Source organism: Shewanella sp. VB17 (assembly GCF_013248905.1).
GTDB lineage: Bacteria > Pseudomonadota > Gammaproteobacteria > Enterobacterales > Shewanellaceae > Shewanella.
This window is the reverse complement of the sequence record NZ_JABRVS010000001.1, coordinates 2,573,904-2,591,140: the sequence shown is the minus strand read 5'-3', so window position 1 is coordinate 2,591,140 and position 17,237 is coordinate 2,573,904. Positions and strand designations below refer to the sequence as shown.

The 17,237-nt window shown below is 42.7% G+C and carries 10 protein-coding genes; 4 read left to right on the top strand and 6 right to left on the bottom strand.

Features of this window, described 5'->3' with window-relative positions; translation table 11 throughout:
* Window positions 1-47: 47 nt before the first annotated feature.
* On the bottom strand, window positions 48-2,417 hold the full coding sequence (gene ppsA / locus HQQ94_RS11110; protein WP_173294487.1) for a phosphoenolpyruvate synthase: 2,370 nt from the start codon (window positions 2,415-2,417) through the stop codon (window positions 48-50).
* Window positions 2,418-2,543: 126 nt separating this feature from the next.
* Here ppsA and HQQ94_RS11105 point away from each other — a divergent pair, with 126 nt between their 5' ends.
* Both HQQ94_RS11105 and HQQ94_RS11100 read left to right on the top strand, forming a co-directional pair.
* Window positions 2,544-3,356, top strand: coding sequence for a pyruvate, water dikinase regulatory protein (locus HQQ94_RS11105; RefSeq protein WP_173294486.1), 813 nt, complete (start codon window positions 2,544-2,546; stop codon window positions 3,354-3,356).
* Between the two features lie 159 nt (window positions 3,357-3,515).
* On the top strand, window positions 3,516-4,586 hold the full coding sequence (locus HQQ94_RS11100) for a 3-deoxy-7-phosphoheptulonate synthase (protein ID WP_173294485.1): 1,071 nt from the start codon (window positions 3,516-3,518) through the stop codon (window positions 4,584-4,586).
* A gap of 350 nt (window positions 4,587-4,936) precedes the next feature.
* Here HQQ94_RS11100 and HQQ94_RS11095 read toward each other — a convergent pair whose 3' ends face one another.
* Entirely contained in the window at window positions 4,937-6,004 is a 1,068-nt protein-coding gene (locus tag HQQ94_RS11095) for a lytic polysaccharide monooxygenase (protein WP_173294484.1), read from the bottom strand.
* A 101-nt stretch (window positions 6,005-6,105) separates the two neighbouring features.
* The gene (locus HQQ94_RS11090) at window positions 6,106-8,595 is read right to left on the bottom strand and encodes a glycosyl hydrolase family 18 protein (RefSeq protein ID WP_254304044.1); all 2,490 of its coding nucleotides are present in this window, start codon (window positions 8,593-8,595) and stop codon (window positions 6,106-6,108) included.
* A gap of 370 nt (window positions 8,596-8,965) precedes the next feature.
* Here HQQ94_RS11090 and HQQ94_RS11085 point away from each other — a divergent pair, with 370 nt between their 5' ends.
* Entirely contained in the window at window positions 8,966-9,625 is a 660-nt protein-coding gene (locus tag HQQ94_RS11085) for a response regulator transcription factor (protein WP_173294482.1), read from the top strand.
* A gap of 41 nt (window positions 9,626-9,666) precedes the next feature.
* Here the strand turns inward: HQQ94_RS11085 and HQQ94_RS11080 are convergent, their stop codons facing one another.
* From HQQ94_RS11080 to HQQ94_RS11070, 3 genes are read right to left on the bottom strand one after another with little or no spacing between them, the layout of a single operon-like run.
* Window positions 9,667-10,956 carry an FAD-binding oxidoreductase gene (locus HQQ94_RS11080; protein WP_173294480.1) on the bottom strand — a complete coding sequence of 430 codons (1,290 nt, stop codon included), beginning with the start codon at window positions 10,954-10,956 and terminating at the stop codon, window positions 9,667-9,669.
* Window positions 10,957-11,016: 60 nt separating this feature from the next.
* Window positions 11,017-11,628 carry a fumarylacetoacetate hydrolase family protein gene (locus HQQ94_RS11075; protein ID WP_173296612.1) on the bottom strand — a complete coding sequence of 204 codons (612 nt, stop codon included), beginning with the start codon at window positions 11,626-11,628 and terminating at the stop codon, window positions 11,017-11,019.
* Window positions 11,629-11,644: 16 nt separating this feature from the next.
* Window positions 11,645-15,073, bottom strand: coding sequence for a PAS domain-containing hybrid sensor histidine kinase/response regulator (locus tag HQQ94_RS11070; RefSeq protein ID WP_173294478.1), 3,429 nt, complete (start codon window positions 15,071-15,073; stop codon window positions 11,645-11,647).
* Window positions 15,074-15,245: 172 nt separating this feature from the next.
* Here HQQ94_RS11070 and acs point away from each other — a divergent pair, with 172 nt between their 5' ends.
* A complete protein-coding gene (gene acs, locus HQQ94_RS11065) occupies window positions 15,246-17,198 on the top strand; it encodes an acetate--CoA ligase (RefSeq protein WP_173294476.1) in 1,953 nt (650 codons plus the stop codon).
* Window positions 17,199-17,237: the final 39 nt, after the last annotated feature.

Genomic DNA, 17,237 nt, shown 5'->3' with positions numbered 1-17,237 from the left:
CGCTAAATAGCGACTTTTATGATTAGCTTATTCTATTTCAAGAACAATTAAGCGTGTTCTTTACCTAAATATAGCCAAGTATCAATAACCGTATCAGGATTTAGCGATACTGTATCAATCCCCTGCTCTACTAACCACGCTGCAAAATCAGCATGATCTGATGGGCCTTGACCACAAATACCCACATAGGCACCTTTGGCTTTAGCCGCTTTAATGGCCATGGACAATAATGCCTTCACAGCATCATTACGCTCATCAAACAGATGACTAATAATACCTGAGTCACGGTCTAAACCTAAGGTTAACTGAGTTAAATCATTTGAACCGATAGAGAAACCATCGAAGTGCTCAAGGAATTGATCAGCCAGCAATGCATTTGATGGTAATTCACACATCATAATGACACGGAGGCCATCTTTACCGCGCTCTAAACCTTCTTCTTTAAGTAACTCAATGACCTGCTCTGCTTCACCCACAGTACGGACGAATGGGATCATGATTTCAACATTGGTTAAGCCCATCTCATTACGAACACGTTTAATCGCTTCACACTCAAGGGCGAAACAATCACGGAACGATTCAGAAATATAACGGCTTGCACCACGGAAACCCAACATTGGGTTTTCTTCCTCAGGCTCGTACTTGTCACCACCAACCAAATTAGCATATTCGTTTGACTTAAAGTCAGACATTCGAATAATCACTTTCTTTGGGAAGAAAGCTGAGGCAATCGTCGCCATTCCTTCAACAAGACGAGCAATGTAGAATTCAACAGGCGATGAATAACCCGCAATCATTTCATGTATTTCAGCCTGCAGTGCCGCATCTTGCTTATCAAACTCAAGCAGGGCTTTAGGATGAATACCAATCATGCGATTAATGATGAATTCCAAACGTGCTAAACCCACACCTTCATTAGGCAAGCGAGCAAAATCGAATGCTCTATCTGGATTACCGACATTCATCATGATTTTAATCGGCAGTGCAGGCATTGAATCAACACGAGAACGAACAACATCAAACGCTTGGATCCCATCATAAATGAAACCAGTATCGCCTTCAGCACAAGACACTGTCACTTGTTGGCCTGTCTTAATGTGTTCAGTGACATCACCACAACCTACGACGGCAGGCACACCTAATTCACGAGCAATAATCGCTGCATGACAAGTACGTCCACCTCGGTTGGTCACAATCGCGCTTGCGCGCTTCATGATAGGTTCCCAATCAGGATCTGTCATGTCAGTCACGAGTACATCACCGTCTTCAATTTGGTCCATATCCGCAATGGATGATAAAACCTTAGCAACACCACTGCCAATTTTATGACCGATCGCACGGCCTTCAGAAATAACATCGCTCTTAGTATGGAGATGATAGCGCTCAATCAGTTGCACATCTTCACGAGAACGCACGGTTTCTGGACGGGCTTGAACGATATAAAGCTTACCATCATTACCATCTTTAGCCCATTCGATATCCATTGCACGACCATAATGCTTTTCGATGACCATCGCTTGCTTAGCAAGCTCCATCACTTCAGCATCATTGATTGAAAATTCACGACGCTTATCAGCAGCGATATCTTCAATTTTAACTTGTTTGCCGTGTTCAAGATCGTCCGAATAAACCATTTGAATGAGCTTACTGCCAATATTACGGCGTACAACCGCTTTATGACCTGAGACTAAACTTGGCTTATGAACGTAAAATTCATCTGGGTTAACCGCCCCCTGAACCACCATTTCACCGAGACCAAATGATGAAGTAATAAAAACCACATCATTGTTACCAGACTCAGTATCCATGGTAAACATCACACCAGAGGCCGCTGTATCGGAACGAACCATACGTTGGATACCCGCAGATAAAGCAACACCTTTATGGTCGTACCCTTGGTGAACACGATAAGAGATTGCACGATCATTAAACAAAGAAGCAAAAACATGCTTAATCGCAATCAGTACCGCATCATATCCCTTAACGTTCAGGAATGTTTCTTGCTGACCAGCAAATGACGCATCAGGCATATCTTCTGCAGTGGCTGAAGAACGAACTGCAAATGAGGCATCTTTGGTCTCAGAAGACAATTTATTATAAGCATCATGAACCGCTTGCTCAAATGTACTATGAAATGGCGTATCGATAACCCATTGTCTAATCTGTGCACCGGCTGTAGCGAGTGCATTCACGTCATCTACATCTAACACATCGAGTATGTCGTATATCTTCTGGTTAAGCCCACTTTGTTCAAGAAATTCATTGAACGCATAAGAGGTCGTCGCATAACCACCTGGGACTTGGACTCCTGCATTAGATAAATTACTAATCATCTCTCCAAGAGAAGCGTTTTTACCGCCAACCTTGTTAACGTCACCCATGCCTAATTCTTGATACCAGAGTACATATTGCTGCACAGTTCTATCTCCGCAAGTTTATTTCAGTGTTGCCCCTTCACATCAGAGCTATGGCATTTTACACTCCAGCACTACACACGTAAATCTATAAATTTATTTGTAATATTATTACAAGAAGAGGTCAAAATGTTACGTAAAGTATTTTATATTTCAGATGGAACGGCAATCACAGCAGAAGTATTCGGGCATGCGGTTTTATCACAGTTTCCTATTGAATTTGAATCGCTTACAATTCCATTTGTTGAAACAGAATCTAAAGCAAATGAAATAAAAGCCCAAATTGATGATTGTTTTATTACCACAGGTGAACGCCCTTTGGTGTTCCATTCTATCGTAAAAGCGGAGATCCGTAACATTATCTACAGTAGTGAAGGACTAGATTATGACTTTTTAAACACTTTTGTCGCTCCATTAGAGCAACAATTAGGCATCAAAGCCTCACCTATTGTTCATCGCACTCACGGCAACATGAATGCAAGCTATGAAGCGCGTATCAATGCTATTAATTACACCATGGATAATGATGATGGCCAGACATTAAAAAATATCGACAAAGCCGATTTGGTCCTATTAGGTGTATCTCGCTGTGGCAAGACTCCCAGTAGTCTCTACCTTTCTATGCAATTTGGTATCAAAGCCGCCAATTATCCTTTTGTCGAGGATGATATGGATAACCTACAACTGCCAGACGAACTAAAAAACAATAAGAGCAAACTCTTTGGTTTAACCATTGATCCTGTTCGTTTGCATGAGATCCGTCAAAGCCGTATGGAAAACAGCCGGTATTCTTCATTAAGGCAATGCCGTATCGAAGTTAAAGAAGTAGAAATGATGTATAGGCGTGAACGGATCCCATTTGTCAACACCACTTACCATTCAGTTGAAGAAATTGCCACAAAAATTTTGGCGATGACAGGCCTGGAACGACACATGTTTTAGCGGCATTATTGTTCCGAGCAAGTCAGTCCCCTGACGTGACTATTTAAAAAAACAGCTTACATGGCTATTTTTCAACGTGAAGCACTGCAGATCTCATTAAGATTCGTTATAATCAGGCACAAGCAGGCAAAATGCCCACACGAACGATCGGTATAATGAATGACCACTAAAACAGATGAACTACGCTCAACTTTATTATGTAAGGCTATTTCTCCGGCTAAATTAGCTTCAGAATTTCCATTAACTCAAGACGCTGCAGATTATTTAATCCAGCAACGACGTGAGGTAGAAGCCATTTTAACCGGGAATGATCAACGACTGTTAGTGATTATTGGCCCTTGTTCTATTCATGACACAAAAGCAGCCATCGATTATGCGAAACGTCTCGCCATTTTACATCAAGAGTTAAAAGACGATCTTTGCATAGTCATGCGGGTTTACTTCGAAAAACCAAGAACGATAGTCGGCTGGAAAGGATTAATTTCAGATCCCGATCTCGATGGCAGCTTTAATGCAAATAAGGGACTGCGTTTAGCGCGTCAACTATTACAAGAGATCACTGAACTCAAATTACCCATCGCGACTGAGTTTCTCGACATGGTGAACGGTCAATATATTGCTGATTTAATCACATGGGGCGCTGTGGGAGCACGCACCACTGAGAGTCAAGTTCATCGTGAAATGGCATCCGCTTTATCTTGCCCTGTCGGGTTTAAAAATGGGACTGATGGTAATATCAGTATTGCTATCGATGCGGTCCGCGCGGCAAAAGAACCCCATATTTTTTACTCTCCAGACAAAGATGGCGCCATGGCCGTTTACCGTACTAGTGGTAACCCATATGGGCATATTATTCTACGTGGTGGTAAACAACCTAACTACCATAGCGAGGATATTAATACTGCCGCCAATCAACTGAGCGATGTCGGCGTATCTCATCGTATGGTCATTGATTTCAGCCACGGTAATAGCCAGAAAAAACATACACAACAACTGGCTGTTGCAGATAGTATTATCGAACAGATGACCGCAGGCTCAACCGCAATAGCGGGAATTATGGCAGAAAGCTTTATCGAAGAAGGCAATCAAAAAGTGGTAACGGGCGAACCATTAGTTTACGGTAAGAGCATTACCGATACCTGCCTTCATTGGGATGACTCAGTCACATTACTTCGAAAACTAGCCAGCGCCTCTAGAACCCGAATAACACTGCTCAACAAAGACCGATAATTGAACCACTGGACGGTTTTTTGCTGCAAAGCCGTCCTCTCACTTCCAGTCATATGGCACTCACCTTGCGATCACACCAAATCCACTTATTGATCCTTTAATAGTGTATCCCCAAATGACCTCAAAATGCTCGTTTCAGAGTCCTCATAGGATAGCTGAATAAGGCAGTGATTAATGCAATGGCTATTCCCGTAGGGCATGGCGTGAAGCAACATTTTTCTTCGTGATGAAATATTGAATGACGCCTGAACGGATTCAGGAGCTAGGGTGAAGCAGGATGCCCGAGCCGAGAATAACGAGTCCATCAATTTCATACCTCGTCTCGACATGCTGAATCCTGCATCTTGAGGTCACTTGGGTATATAAGGAATCAATGATGAAGATTTAACCTCTAATCGATAAGTCACATCAGGGGATTGGCTCCAGACTTTATTGAGCGAAATATCATCTGTATAGTGAATATCGCCGTTCTGATCTGTCACTCCGATTTGTACCAAAGCGTCATATTTTACTAATATTTGTTCAGCCAATATTCGAGCCCACATTGTAGGCGATGTATGGCTGTCATCAATGAGCAACTTCTCAAAAATAAGCTCCTCCCCTTGAGCAGAGAAAAGCCTAAACCAAACCTCTTGCCCTGCTTGCGCTTCAACACCATTAATGACATAGGGTGCCAAAGTAGACCAGCCTATTGGCGAATCATCGGTTAATATATTAATGTCACTGCAGTTATAAAACCCTTCACCTGCAATATCTTCACGCTGCCAACGCGTATACAAGGTGGCTTCGCCGCTTCTGTCAGTCGGAAAAGGGATCATCATTTCATACACTTTTTTGCCTTCAAAATACGACACGGCAACATCACCCACTTCAGCAATCAACTCGAGTTTTTCCCAACTCAACATATCCTCTGCAGCATTGAAATCTGATGATGAAAGATAAAACTGCCAAAAACTGGGATTATGTGGTGTATGGGCATCAAACACGATACGAACTTTACCCTCATTATCTAACATCACATCCGAGCGTTGCCAATGCACCGAAGGTAAGTCAACACCCGATTTCTGACTATCCCCCCCCGCACAAAGCTGTCCATTGGGGATGGCCAGTTTGACTGCTGACATATTATTATAATCAATCACATTCTCTGAAAACTCATGATGTTGAACCCATTGTTTAGTACCTTTCGCTAAAAAAGCTGCACGACATGCCAGATTGGGCATAGCAGAGCCATCATTTGGCCACCAATAACCTCCATCATCAACACAAAATTGCTGGCGAGCTTTGGGAATGTCCATATAACCATGGGCATTCACACCTTGTATCGATAGGGCTGTGGTGAGTAATACCATACTCAACGTGATTGCGTTTACTGTAAAAATAGGCAGTGAAATATTTAGCAAAGATGGAGGTAACATAAATAGATTCCCTTCTATAACGTTGAAATAATGCCTCTTGAGTACAGAGGCTAGCCTGTGGACTAATCAAACACGCATTAGTCCTCATCATTTTTTTATGATCAGTCAATATTACAAATAAATTTCCATTCAGCACGGCTACGACTTGGCTGGGTATTGGTCCACCATAAAGCCACAAATACTGACATAGCATCTTTCATTTGATCGCCTCCATTGGCATGACTTGGCTTACCTTGCCAGTCTTTTTGAGGGAAATTAGGATACTCGGGCACAAGGCTTGGATCTATTCCCGCATCCGCGCAGCTATCTGTCGAGGGTGGTCTGGTATCATCACAACCTGGCGGTGTAGGCTCTAAATCACAGTCATCAGGTGGTGTAGAGGCATCACCTTGACCAAAACCGTAACGATTACCATTAAAGCTCACGGTGAAATTAGAGGGCATAGACACGGGTAAATAATACTTAATTGTACCGCCAAAGCTTCCTCCAGGAGCGATAGTTTTGTAACTGGGTAAAATAAAGCGTACGCGATGGAAATCATGCTCTAAACCGCCAACGTTACCCGAGGCAGCGTTAGAACCATCGGTTATTACGGTTAAATTCATGCCAGATTGATCGCTGATTTGTGATGACGTTGACGTCGCAATATCAAACTCAAATATGGCACCACCAGGAATGGTGCTTTGGCCATGATTAGTGATAGTTAAAGTCGGTGTGATGGGATAATTGCTATCACCCAATTTATATCCACTGAGTGACGCACTTAACGCAAGTGATTTATCAGGTACTGGATCATTGGCTAATGTATTACCATAAGGCGGCACACTCACAAAACCTTGATAGGCAATAGTGGTCATGGTATCGCCAATAAAGTACTCACCTTCCCCATCATTACGCTCGGGATACCAGTCAAAGTCACCCGCAAGTTCCCAAAACATCACCCCACCGATCCCTTTATCGATAACATACGCCACCTTCGTCGCCATGGCTTGTTCATCTTCGGTAGAAAGATAAACTTTCTTCGATGAATTCCATAGCCAAGAAGACTTGGCCCCATTATCAAAATGGCGTTCATAGTTTCCAGTTAACCTATCGGCAGGATCATTTTGTGGATCTAAGCCATAACTGCCAAGATAACTCCCAGTTATACCTTGCTCTAAATTTTTAGCATGCCACATCGGGTTTGAACCCGCATACATTTCGTTGCGATTTTCATCTAAATCATGCCATATATTATCGATCCCCTCTGCACCATAACCGCATTTATTATTACCTTCCCCCGTACCTGCAGGACATGAATTTTGGTCGGGTAACGCCGCTTTTCCCCACAAACCATGAGTACCACCAGTTACACCTTGCCAACCTCGCGTGTAGTAAGGCAAACCGATATTAATTCGACCTGCTGGCATGGCTCCGCGAAAGTAATGATAAGCCCAATCAGTATTCAGATAACCGATCCCACCATATTGCGGTGTAGAGTACACATTCCAAAAAGCCAATTCAGCATCATCACCGTTATCGAACAAAGCAGAATTATGACCAACAAAATCATTCCAAGCTCCATGAAGGTCATAGCTCATGATGTTGACATAGTCGAGAAAGCGAACCATCTGATGTGCTTCCATGCCACGCAGTAGGTAGCCCGATGCAGGGGCTGCGATGGTTAGCATATAATGCTTACCATCTTGCTGACTTGCTGCGTCAAGCTTTTCTCGCAACGTTTTCATCAAAAGATCATATTGCTTAAATAAGCTTGCACGCAGGGGATCAGCAACCGCAAAATCATCGGGGTTTCCAGATTTTGCCATCGACGTTGCGTATTCATAATCAATATCTGCACCATCAAAACCATAGGTTCTCAAGAACTCAACCACTGAGTCGGCAAAGGTATTAATGCCTGTTTGAGTTTTGGTCATTTCATAGAAACCACCGCTAGCCACACGCGCACCATTATCATCGAAATAACCGCCCGTTTCAGCCCAGCCACCAATAGAGATGAGTGTCTTCACCTGTGGATGCCGTTTCTTAAATTTATTTAATAAGTTGAAATGTCCCTTATAGGCGTATTCGGGATCCATCTCTGCACCCACACCACTCCAAGTCATCCCCGTGGCAGGATTATCGACACTGTCGACATTACCAACAGACATCTTATTGTCTGCATCAATATGGGCAAATGCATAGTTAATATGGGTGATTTTATTCCATGGGATATCATTGACTAAATAACGAGGTTGACCGTTAGTACCATTGCGCCAAGAGGTGAAATACCCAATCACACGTCTCGCATGATCCATGCCCATTTTTTCACGGCCATTTTGGTCATAAACATGACAATAAACAGAATCACCTTCTAATCCATCAGGGCGACAAGCTTCATGATTTGTCGTGCTATCAACAATATCACCAAGCACTGCTTGCGATCCCGCTAAACCACCCACATCCTCTTTGACTTGAGTGGTCATATTCAATTCAACTGGGGTGATGATAGCGCTGGCATTACTCATAACACTTTGACTTAAAAGTGCCGTACTGACCATTATTACGGCGAAATGCTGATGTCTCCAAAAATATGCAGTTTTGTTACTCATGGCATGATCCCTATTATTATTTAGTTAAGCCGAATAACCTAAATACAGAGACTGCCCACTCACAACATAACCACAAAGGCGATGGCATCGACCTTACTAATTTAAACATAAAACAAACATTTGGTTATTCTTTTATTATCTTAATACCAAGTAAGCTTATAACCTTCATCATTTTTACCTTGCTAATCAATTACTCTGCTATACACTCTTTTTCAAGTCTTAATCATTAACCTCACTTTCCCCAAAAAAATTCATTTAGGCTCAATCCTACCAATGAAAACGGATAAACTCATAAATCGATAGGATAACTTACCATTTTTCTGTTACATTGAGCCAATCTTCACGCGCAACGCATCCAACTATAGAAGCCATGAAGCTAGAAAATTTAAACATAATCATTGCTGATGATCATCCATTATTTCGCAATGCACTACGTCAAGCCTTAAGCATCTCCTTTGCAAATACTCAATGGTTTGAAGCAGACAGTGCTTTAGCTCTGCAAGCTTTACTTGAACAAGCAGAGATTGCATACGACTTGGTGATGCTAGATTTACAAATGCCAGGCTCCCACGGGTACTCCACGTTAATTCACCTGCGTAGTCACTTTCCAGAACTTCCTGTTGTGGTCATTTCAGCTCATGAAGACAACATGACGATTAGCCGTGCTTTGCATTATGGTAGTGCGGGATTTATTCCAAAATCATCCTCAATGGACTCCCTTACATTAGCATTAACCTCAGTCTTATGCGGGGATATTTGGTTACCTAAAAATGTTGAAATACAACATATTGAAGAAAACTCAACCAACCTAATCGCCAATAAACTTTCTGATCTCACTCCACAACAATACAAAGTACTGCAGATGTTTGCAGAAGGGATGCTAAACAAACAAGTGGCTTACGATTTAGGGGTCTCTGAAGCCACCATTAAGGCGCACGCCACTGCAATATTTCGAAAACTGGGGGTACGTAATCGAACCCAAGCAGTTATCTCACTACAGCAATTAGAAATGCAAAAAGTAGAGATATAACTTTTAAACACTTGGCTTGCAGATTTTTATCAGTCTAGATACTAACGTAGCTTTTCCATCAAACGATAGTAAAGCATCCCTAACGCCATGGCTTGATTACCCAACCATTCATTCGTGGGAATACGAATATGTTTCATGTCGGCAAACACATTAAACTCGGTCAATTGACCTGCGATAGCCTCAGCCATCATCTCAGCTAAGACATGAGATGTAGCAATGCCATGACCCGAGTAACCTTGGCAATAAAATACATTGGGAGAAACCTTACCCAACTGCGGAATTCTATTGACGGCAATACCTGCCATGCCTACCCACTCAAACTCGATATCGACTCCTTTTAATCGAGGGAATGTACGTTCAATAGCAGGCCTAAGTTCTGATGTAATGTTTGTTGAGTCACGTCCTGAATAGTTTGTACCACCACCAAACATCAATCGATGATCTGCTGTAATACGAAAATAATCCAGCACCAAACGACTGTCATACACGGCAATATCGTGTGGGTTAATGGCATGGGTCACCTCAGGACTGAGTTGAGCGGTTGTGCAATTGCCTAAAGAAGCTGGAAATAACATGCCTTTTAGCTGCTTTCTTGCAAGTCTATGATAAGCATTTCCTGCCAACACGACGCTGTTGGCCCTGATGGAACCATGAGCAGTATTCACAACAGGTAACACACCATCATTGATCGTTAACACTGGTGAGTGTTCAAAAATAAGTGCACCACCACACTGTGCAGCCCTCGCCTCACCAATGCACAGGTTCACAGAATGTAAATGCATATTACGTTTATTCAATAAACCACCATGATAAAGTGGCGTTTCCAGGTAATCAGGAATGTCCTGTTGAGTGAGCAATGAGACTTCATCCTCCATACCGCGCTTAACCGCTTCATCATAAAATGCTTGTATCCCTGTCATATGTGCAGGCTTATAGGCGGTGTGCAAATGACCAAACTTTACATCACAATCAATCTGATATTTTTTAACACGAGATGTAATAATCTCGTGACCACGCCAGCGCAGATCCCACACAAACTGTTCGGTATCCTTACCTAACTTGTTAATCAACTGTTTGGTCATTGCTGTGTCACCAGATAAACTGCCTGTAACTTGCCCCCCATTTCGACCCGTGGCTCCCCACCCCACCTTATTCGCTTCAATAATCGCAACTTTAAAGCCACGCTCTGCCAATTCAACCGCGGTAGCGACTCCCGTAAAACCAGCACCCACAATTGCCACATCGACTCTATGCTCCCCTTCCAATCTTGGGTATTGAGTTTCGCTATTGATGGTTGCGTTATAATAGGAACGACATCTCGATTCAGTCATAAACAGTATCCATTGGCACTAAAAATAAATTTTATTTTTAAATCAATGATATATCGAATGTTAACGTGCTGTCCAATGTGCCTTAATCAACGGAGTCTGACCGTCAAATAATCTCACCTCGAAAAGGTCATTCGCATGAACAATACCCACACCTTTTGGCGTTCCTGTCATGACAATATCGCCATCTTGAAGACTCATAAAATCGGTTATTTCCGTTAAAATCTGCTCTGGTGAGTTCATCATCAATTCAATGTGTCCAACTTGTGTCTTAAATCCATTGATTGACAACTCAAAATTCAGCTGTTCACTGAGGGTTTCTATTTCTACAAACTCACTTAATATCACCGACCCATCAAAGGCTTTTGCTCTCTCCCAAGGTAACCCTTTGGCTTTAAGCTCGTTCTGTAGGCTACGTTTAGTCAAATCAAGTCCAATACCGACAGCGGAAAACCGACCTTTTTCAAATAACAAGCACAATTCTGCTTCGTAATGAATCGCTTCATGATGAAAACTGGTTAATGTTGTTGAAATGGCTGAGTTTGGTTTAACAAACAATAGTATAGACTCAGGCACTTCATTACCCAGCTCCTTGATATGCTCAACATAATTACGGCCCACGCACACCACTTTATTAGGGCTAATGCTTCGTTGATTAATTGTCACCGTATTCATGGTCATATGTCTCCTTTTACACTCTCTTAATTAAACTCGAAATAAGCGCTCGTAATGCTGCAGGCTTGACCATTTTGGCCATATATTTATAGCCTTGTTGATGCACATCTTCAATGAGATCTTTATTAGTATTCGCCGTGATTAAAATACCCGGTAAATGACTGCCATATAGCCCCCTAATAGCATTCATTGCATCCATGCCATTTTGACCATCATCAAGCTGATAATCAGCAAGTATGATGTCTGGAGCAACACCTTTAAGGCCCAATTTAATTCTTGCATCTGCCAAATTTTTTGCGCAAACAACCTCACATTGCCAACGACTCAATAAACTTTCTAAACCTGCTAAAATGGCATCTTCATTATCAATACACAAGACATTAACCCCAGCTAAAGGCTGCACTAAACTCAACGTCTTTTTATGTAGTGGCTCAGTTAACTTTTTACCCAAAGGGACACGAATAGCAAAAACAGAACCACGTCCTAGCACTGATGTCACATGGATTTGATGATCTAACACTCTGCTGATCCTGTCTGCAATGGCTAAACCTAATCCTAAGCCACTGACATTATGACTGATTGGATTATCGAGTCGCTTAAATTCTTTAAAAATCTCCTTCGTTTCGGTTTCGTCTATACCACAACCAGTGTCGAGTACTTGGATCTCCAATTCATCACCACGATAACGACAACCACATACCACTCTCCCCCCTTTGGCATAGCGGTACGCATTGGTTAAAAAATTTTGTAATACACGCCTTAGTAAACTTAGATCAGAGTAAATCGTGGCGCGGCAAGGCAACATACTGAATGTGATCTGACTGTCTTTTGCCATTGCGGAAAACTCCACACCTAAACCATCAAGTAAATCAGAAACGGCAAAATATTGACAATTAACTTCAATCATCCCGGAATCTAGTTTCGAAATATCAAGTAAATCGGTAAGCAATTCACCGGCAATTTTAAGGGAACGGTTCACATGGGAAAGTGTGGTTTTGCCTTCTTGATCTAAATTGGGGTATTGAGCCAAAGAAGCGGTAAACAGTCGTGCTGCATTTAACGGCTGCATTAGATCATGGCCCACTGCAGCTAAAAATTTACTTTTCGACGCATTCGCTCGCTCCTCGTGTGCTTTAGCCTCGAGTAACTGACTGTTGAGCATCGCCAGCTCATAAGTCCGTTTGTTGACTCTAGCCTCTAAGGTCTCATTCATATCTTGCAGAGTTTTGGCATCTTCCCGGTACTGAGTAATATCAGTAAACGTCATCACAAAACCACCACCAGGCATGGGGTTACCTTGTATTTTGATTACCTTACCATCTTGGCGTTGCCGTTCAGAGACATGAGCTGTGCCGTCTCGCATATGCTGCACTCTCGTCTTCACCTTATCTTCAATATTTCCCTCACCACAAAAACCACGCTGAGCATTAAAACGTATCACCTCACTGATCGGCATTCCTTCTTGTAAAAAAACAGCAGGATATTGATATAATTCAGCATATTTGAAATTCCAAGCAACCAAATTAAGGTCTTTGTCCACCACACTCATCCCTTCATAGGCGTGCTCAATCGCACCTCTGAGCATATCTTGGCTCAATATAATTTTGGAGGATGCCGCATCAACTAAACTAAAAACCTCATCAATGGCCAGATCTCTCCCTTCTTGTATGGACTCCATTACCAATGCAGCGCTCGAACCACCGAGTACGGCCGCTAACATATACTCAGTATGCGCAATCAATTCAATTGACGCGGTTTTATGCCAGCTATCGGTTTTTACCGCTTCTTCAGAAAAACGAGAAAAACTTTCATAAGCGCGTGTGGGACTCACAAAACGACTCGCCAAAATCAAAAGATCCTGTTGAGATACCGTCGCTGTCCTACGAATATTATTACGCTTATGATTTCTAGGGGAAACAAATTCACTGGCTTGAATACGTTCAACGACCCCAGCTCTGAACCACATTGACCCCAATATATAACACGTACAATTGGCCAGCAGCGCGATTAACATATCACGAACATTGGGCTTGATAGACTCCAGCAACGCAAAATCATGATTAAAGATCCCTGAGATATCACCCGCATCTGTTAATAAGATACAACACCACAGCCCAAAGCCAACAGCCAAACCTAATAACACACCAGAGCGATTACCTTGCTGCCAATACATGCCACCAATCAATGCAGGTGCTAATTGAGCAAAACCACCAAAAGACAAGGTCCCAAGTACAAAAAGTGAATCACTGTCCATAAATGACAGGTAACTGACATAACCTAAACCTAGAATAATAATAATAGAGAGCCGACGTGCATTGAGCAAAAATAAAGAAAACTGACTAAAGTTTGTTTGTCTGATCTTCCCAGTTCGTAACATCACGGGGATCAACCATTCATTACTTATCATAGTACTAATGGTCACCACAGCCACAATCACCATGCTTGTCGCACCAGACAAGGTGCCAAGCAAAGCAATGATAGCTATCCCAGATTGATCTAACGCCAAAGGCATATTAATCACATAAGTATCGGCTGCAACACTATCCCCTAAGATAATTTTCCCCGCCAATGCTAAAGGGGCAACAAACAAGCCAAAAAGTAATAGATATATGGGGAAAATCCAACGTGCTCGACGTAAAGTCTCCTCGTCACTGCATTCCACCATCATGACGTGAAACTGCCGAGGCATACATAAAAATGCCGCCATACCGACAATGAGTTGTGGCAATAAAGTTTCAATTCGCAATGTCGGATCACCGATCAAGTCTCTTTCGACGGCTTGTCGCCAAATATCATCAAATCCATCAAAATAGCCCACACTGATCACTACACCCACAATCAAAAAAGCGGCTAACTTAACTAAGGACTCGAACGCGATCGCTAACATCATACCGGGATTATGCTCAGTGGCATCTAGCTTACGAGTACCAAATAAAATAGCAAAAACCATTAAAATCAAAGTGATAACTAGCGATACTTTAGCCCCATCAAAATGAGAATCTTCAAGCTGAAATAAATTAAGGCTAAACACCATCGCCTTAAGCTGCAGGGCGATATATGGCATAATGCCGAACAGAGCAATGAAGGTCACAATGGCTGCAAGCAATTGAGATTTACCGTATCTGGCAGCAATAAAATCGGCAACTGAAGTGATGTTATGAGCCTTAGAAACCATCACCATCTTTCTCAGCAAACCAAAACCTAAAGTGAAAATCAGCATAGGACCAAGGAAAATAGGCAAAAATGACCAAAGATCTTGTGCCGATTGGCCCACAGTACCCAAAAAGCTCCAAGATGAACAATATACAGCCAAACTTAATCCATATACCCAAACATGAATTTTCTTCGTAAACTGACTAAACCAACGTTCACCTCCCCAAGCCAAAATAAACAGTAAAAAAACATAAAAAATGGCAACAACGGCAACGAAAATAGTCAGGTTCATAACGCTCTCATTTGTTAACTTTATAGCGCATTCATTAGCGCATTAATTCAGTGTACTTATCTATCTCAAGACACTAAAAAGAGCCTTTCAGCACTAGACCAAGGTCTAATGGAGCTGCTAGACCATAAGACTACATACTCATGTAACGCATTATTCAATTAAGGGTTCCCCAATGAACACACAATCTCTCTACAAAGTGCCCAGCACCACTGCTGAAAATGCACATATAAATGAACAAGAATACAAAAAAATGTATCAAGAGTCGATTGTGGATCCTGAAGGTTTCTGGAGAGAACACGGCCAACGTATAGATTGGATTAAACCTTATAGTAAGATAAAAAAAACCTCATTTGATGATCACAACTTATCAATCAATTGGTTCTATGACGGCACACTCAATGCATCAGCGAACTGCCTTGATCGCCACCTGACAAACAACGCCGATAAAGTGGCCATCATTTGGGAAGGCGATGATGCTAAAGACCAACGGACATTAACCTACGCAGAACTCCATGTCTGTGTGTGTAAATTTGCTAATGTATTACGCAGTCAAGGTGTTAAACGTGGCGAGGTTGTCACCATTTATATGCCCATGGTACCAGAAGCGGCAGTCGCTATGTTAGCGTGTGCGCGTATTGGTGCCATCCATTCTGTTGTCTTTGGTGGTTTTTCACCCGATTCTATTGCATCACGTGTGATTGATGGTAAATCTAAAGTCATTATTACCGCCGATCAAAGCTTACGTGCGGGCCGTACCATTCCTCTTAAGGCCAATATCGATGCTGCCCTTTCTCACCCTGATGTCGATTGCGTCGAAACAGTCATTGTTTATGAACGTACAGGCGCAGATATCGATTGGGTAGAAGGCCGTGACATTAGGTGGGACACGGTAATGGAAACAGCATCAATACACTGTGAGCCAGAAGAAATGACCGCTGAAGACCCATTATTCCTATTGTATACTTCAGGATCGACAGGGAACCCTAAAGGTGTGCTCCATACGACAGGGGGTTACATGGTTTATGCCACGATGACCCATGAATATGTATTTGATTATAAAGAAGGAGAAGTTTATTGGTGTACGGCTGATGTCGGTTGGATCACAGGTCATACCTATATGGTTTATGGTCCATTAGCTAACGGAGCCACTGTTCTCATCCATGAAGGCGTCCCTAACTACCCCACTTCCTCACGCCTTGGTGACATCGTCGATCGTCACCATGTCAACATACTCTATACTGCACCCACACTCATTCGTGCTCTGATGGCCGAAGGCAAAGAAGCATTTGCTGATTTTGATGGCAGTTCATTACGGATAATGGGCTCAGTCGGTGAACCCATTAACCCTGAAGCATGGCGCTGGTACAACGAAGTCATTGGCCATGAAACATGCCCTATTGTCGACACATGGTGGCAAACCGAAACTGGCGGTATTTTGATCAGCCCATTACCTGGCGCAACCGATACTAAACCGGGGGCAGCAACCCGCCCTTTCTTTGGCGTACAGCCAGCCTTAGTCGACAATATGGGGAACATTATTGAAGGGGTAGCCGAAGGGAACTTAGTCATACTTGACTCTTGGCCAGGGCAAATGCGCACCGTATTTGGCGATCATGACAGATTTGCACTGACATATTTTAAAACGTTCCGCGGCATGTACTTTACTGGTGATGGCGCCAAACGAGATGAAGATGGTTACTACTGGATCACAGGTCGAGTCGACGACGTTATTAATGTCTCAGGGCATCGACTCGGTACCGCTGAGGTAGAAAGTGCTTTAGTTTCACATAATAGTGTCGCTGAAGCAGCAGTTGTGGGTTATCCGCATGATATCAAAGGACAAGGCATTTATGCCTATGTTACCTTAACCAAGGGCTCTGTTGAATCCGAAGCCCTACGTCAAGATCTCCGAAGCTGGGTACGTAAGGAAATTGGTGCGCTAGCAACACCCGATCTTATTCAATGGGCCAGTGGCTTGCCTAAAACCCGCTCAGGTAAAATTATGCGTCGCTTTTTACGCAAAATTGCCGCTAACGAAGTGACTCATTTAGGAGACGCATCAACCTTGGCAGATCCTGCAGTGATTGATACCTTAATCGAATTTCGTTTAAACCGTAACGAATAAACCAATCAAGACGAATAGCCCCTTTGATAAGGGGCTTAT

Excerpts from the sequence above, each read along its gene's own strand:
- HQQ94_RS11100 (WP_173294485.1), top strand. The coding sequence starts at position 3,516 with ATGACCACTAAAACAGATGAACTACGCTCAACTTTATTATGTAAGGCT.
- HQQ94_RS11095 (WP_173294484.1), bottom strand. The coding sequence starts at position 6,004 with ATGTTACCTCCATCTTTGCTAAATATTTCACTGCCTATTTTTACAGTA.
- HQQ94_RS11070 (WP_173294478.1), bottom strand. The coding sequence starts at position 15,073 with ATGAACCTGACTATTTTCGTTGCCGTTGTTGCCATTTTTTATGTTTTT.
- HQQ94_RS11075 (WP_173296612.1), bottom strand. The coding sequence starts at position 11,628 with ATGAATACGGTGACAATTAATCAACGAAGCATTAGCCCTAATAAAGTG.
- HQQ94_RS11090 (WP_254304044.1), bottom strand. The coding sequence starts at position 8,595 with ATGAGTAACAAAACTGCATATTTTTGGAGACATCAGCATTTCGCCGTA.
- HQQ94_RS11085 (WP_173294482.1), top strand. The coding sequence starts at position 8,966 with ATGAAGCTAGAAAATTTAAACATAATCATTGCTGATGATCATCCATTA.
- HQQ94_RS11105 (WP_173294486.1), top strand. The coding sequence starts at position 2,544 with ATGTTACGTAAAGTATTTTATATTTCAGATGGAACGGCAATCACAGCA.
- acs (WP_173294476.1), top strand. The coding sequence starts at position 15,246 with ATGAACACACAATCTCTCTACAAAGTGCCCAGCACCACTGCTGAAAAT.
- HQQ94_RS11080 (WP_173294480.1), bottom strand. The coding sequence starts at position 10,956 with ATGACTGAATCGAGATGTCGTTCCTATTATAACGCAACCATCAATAGC.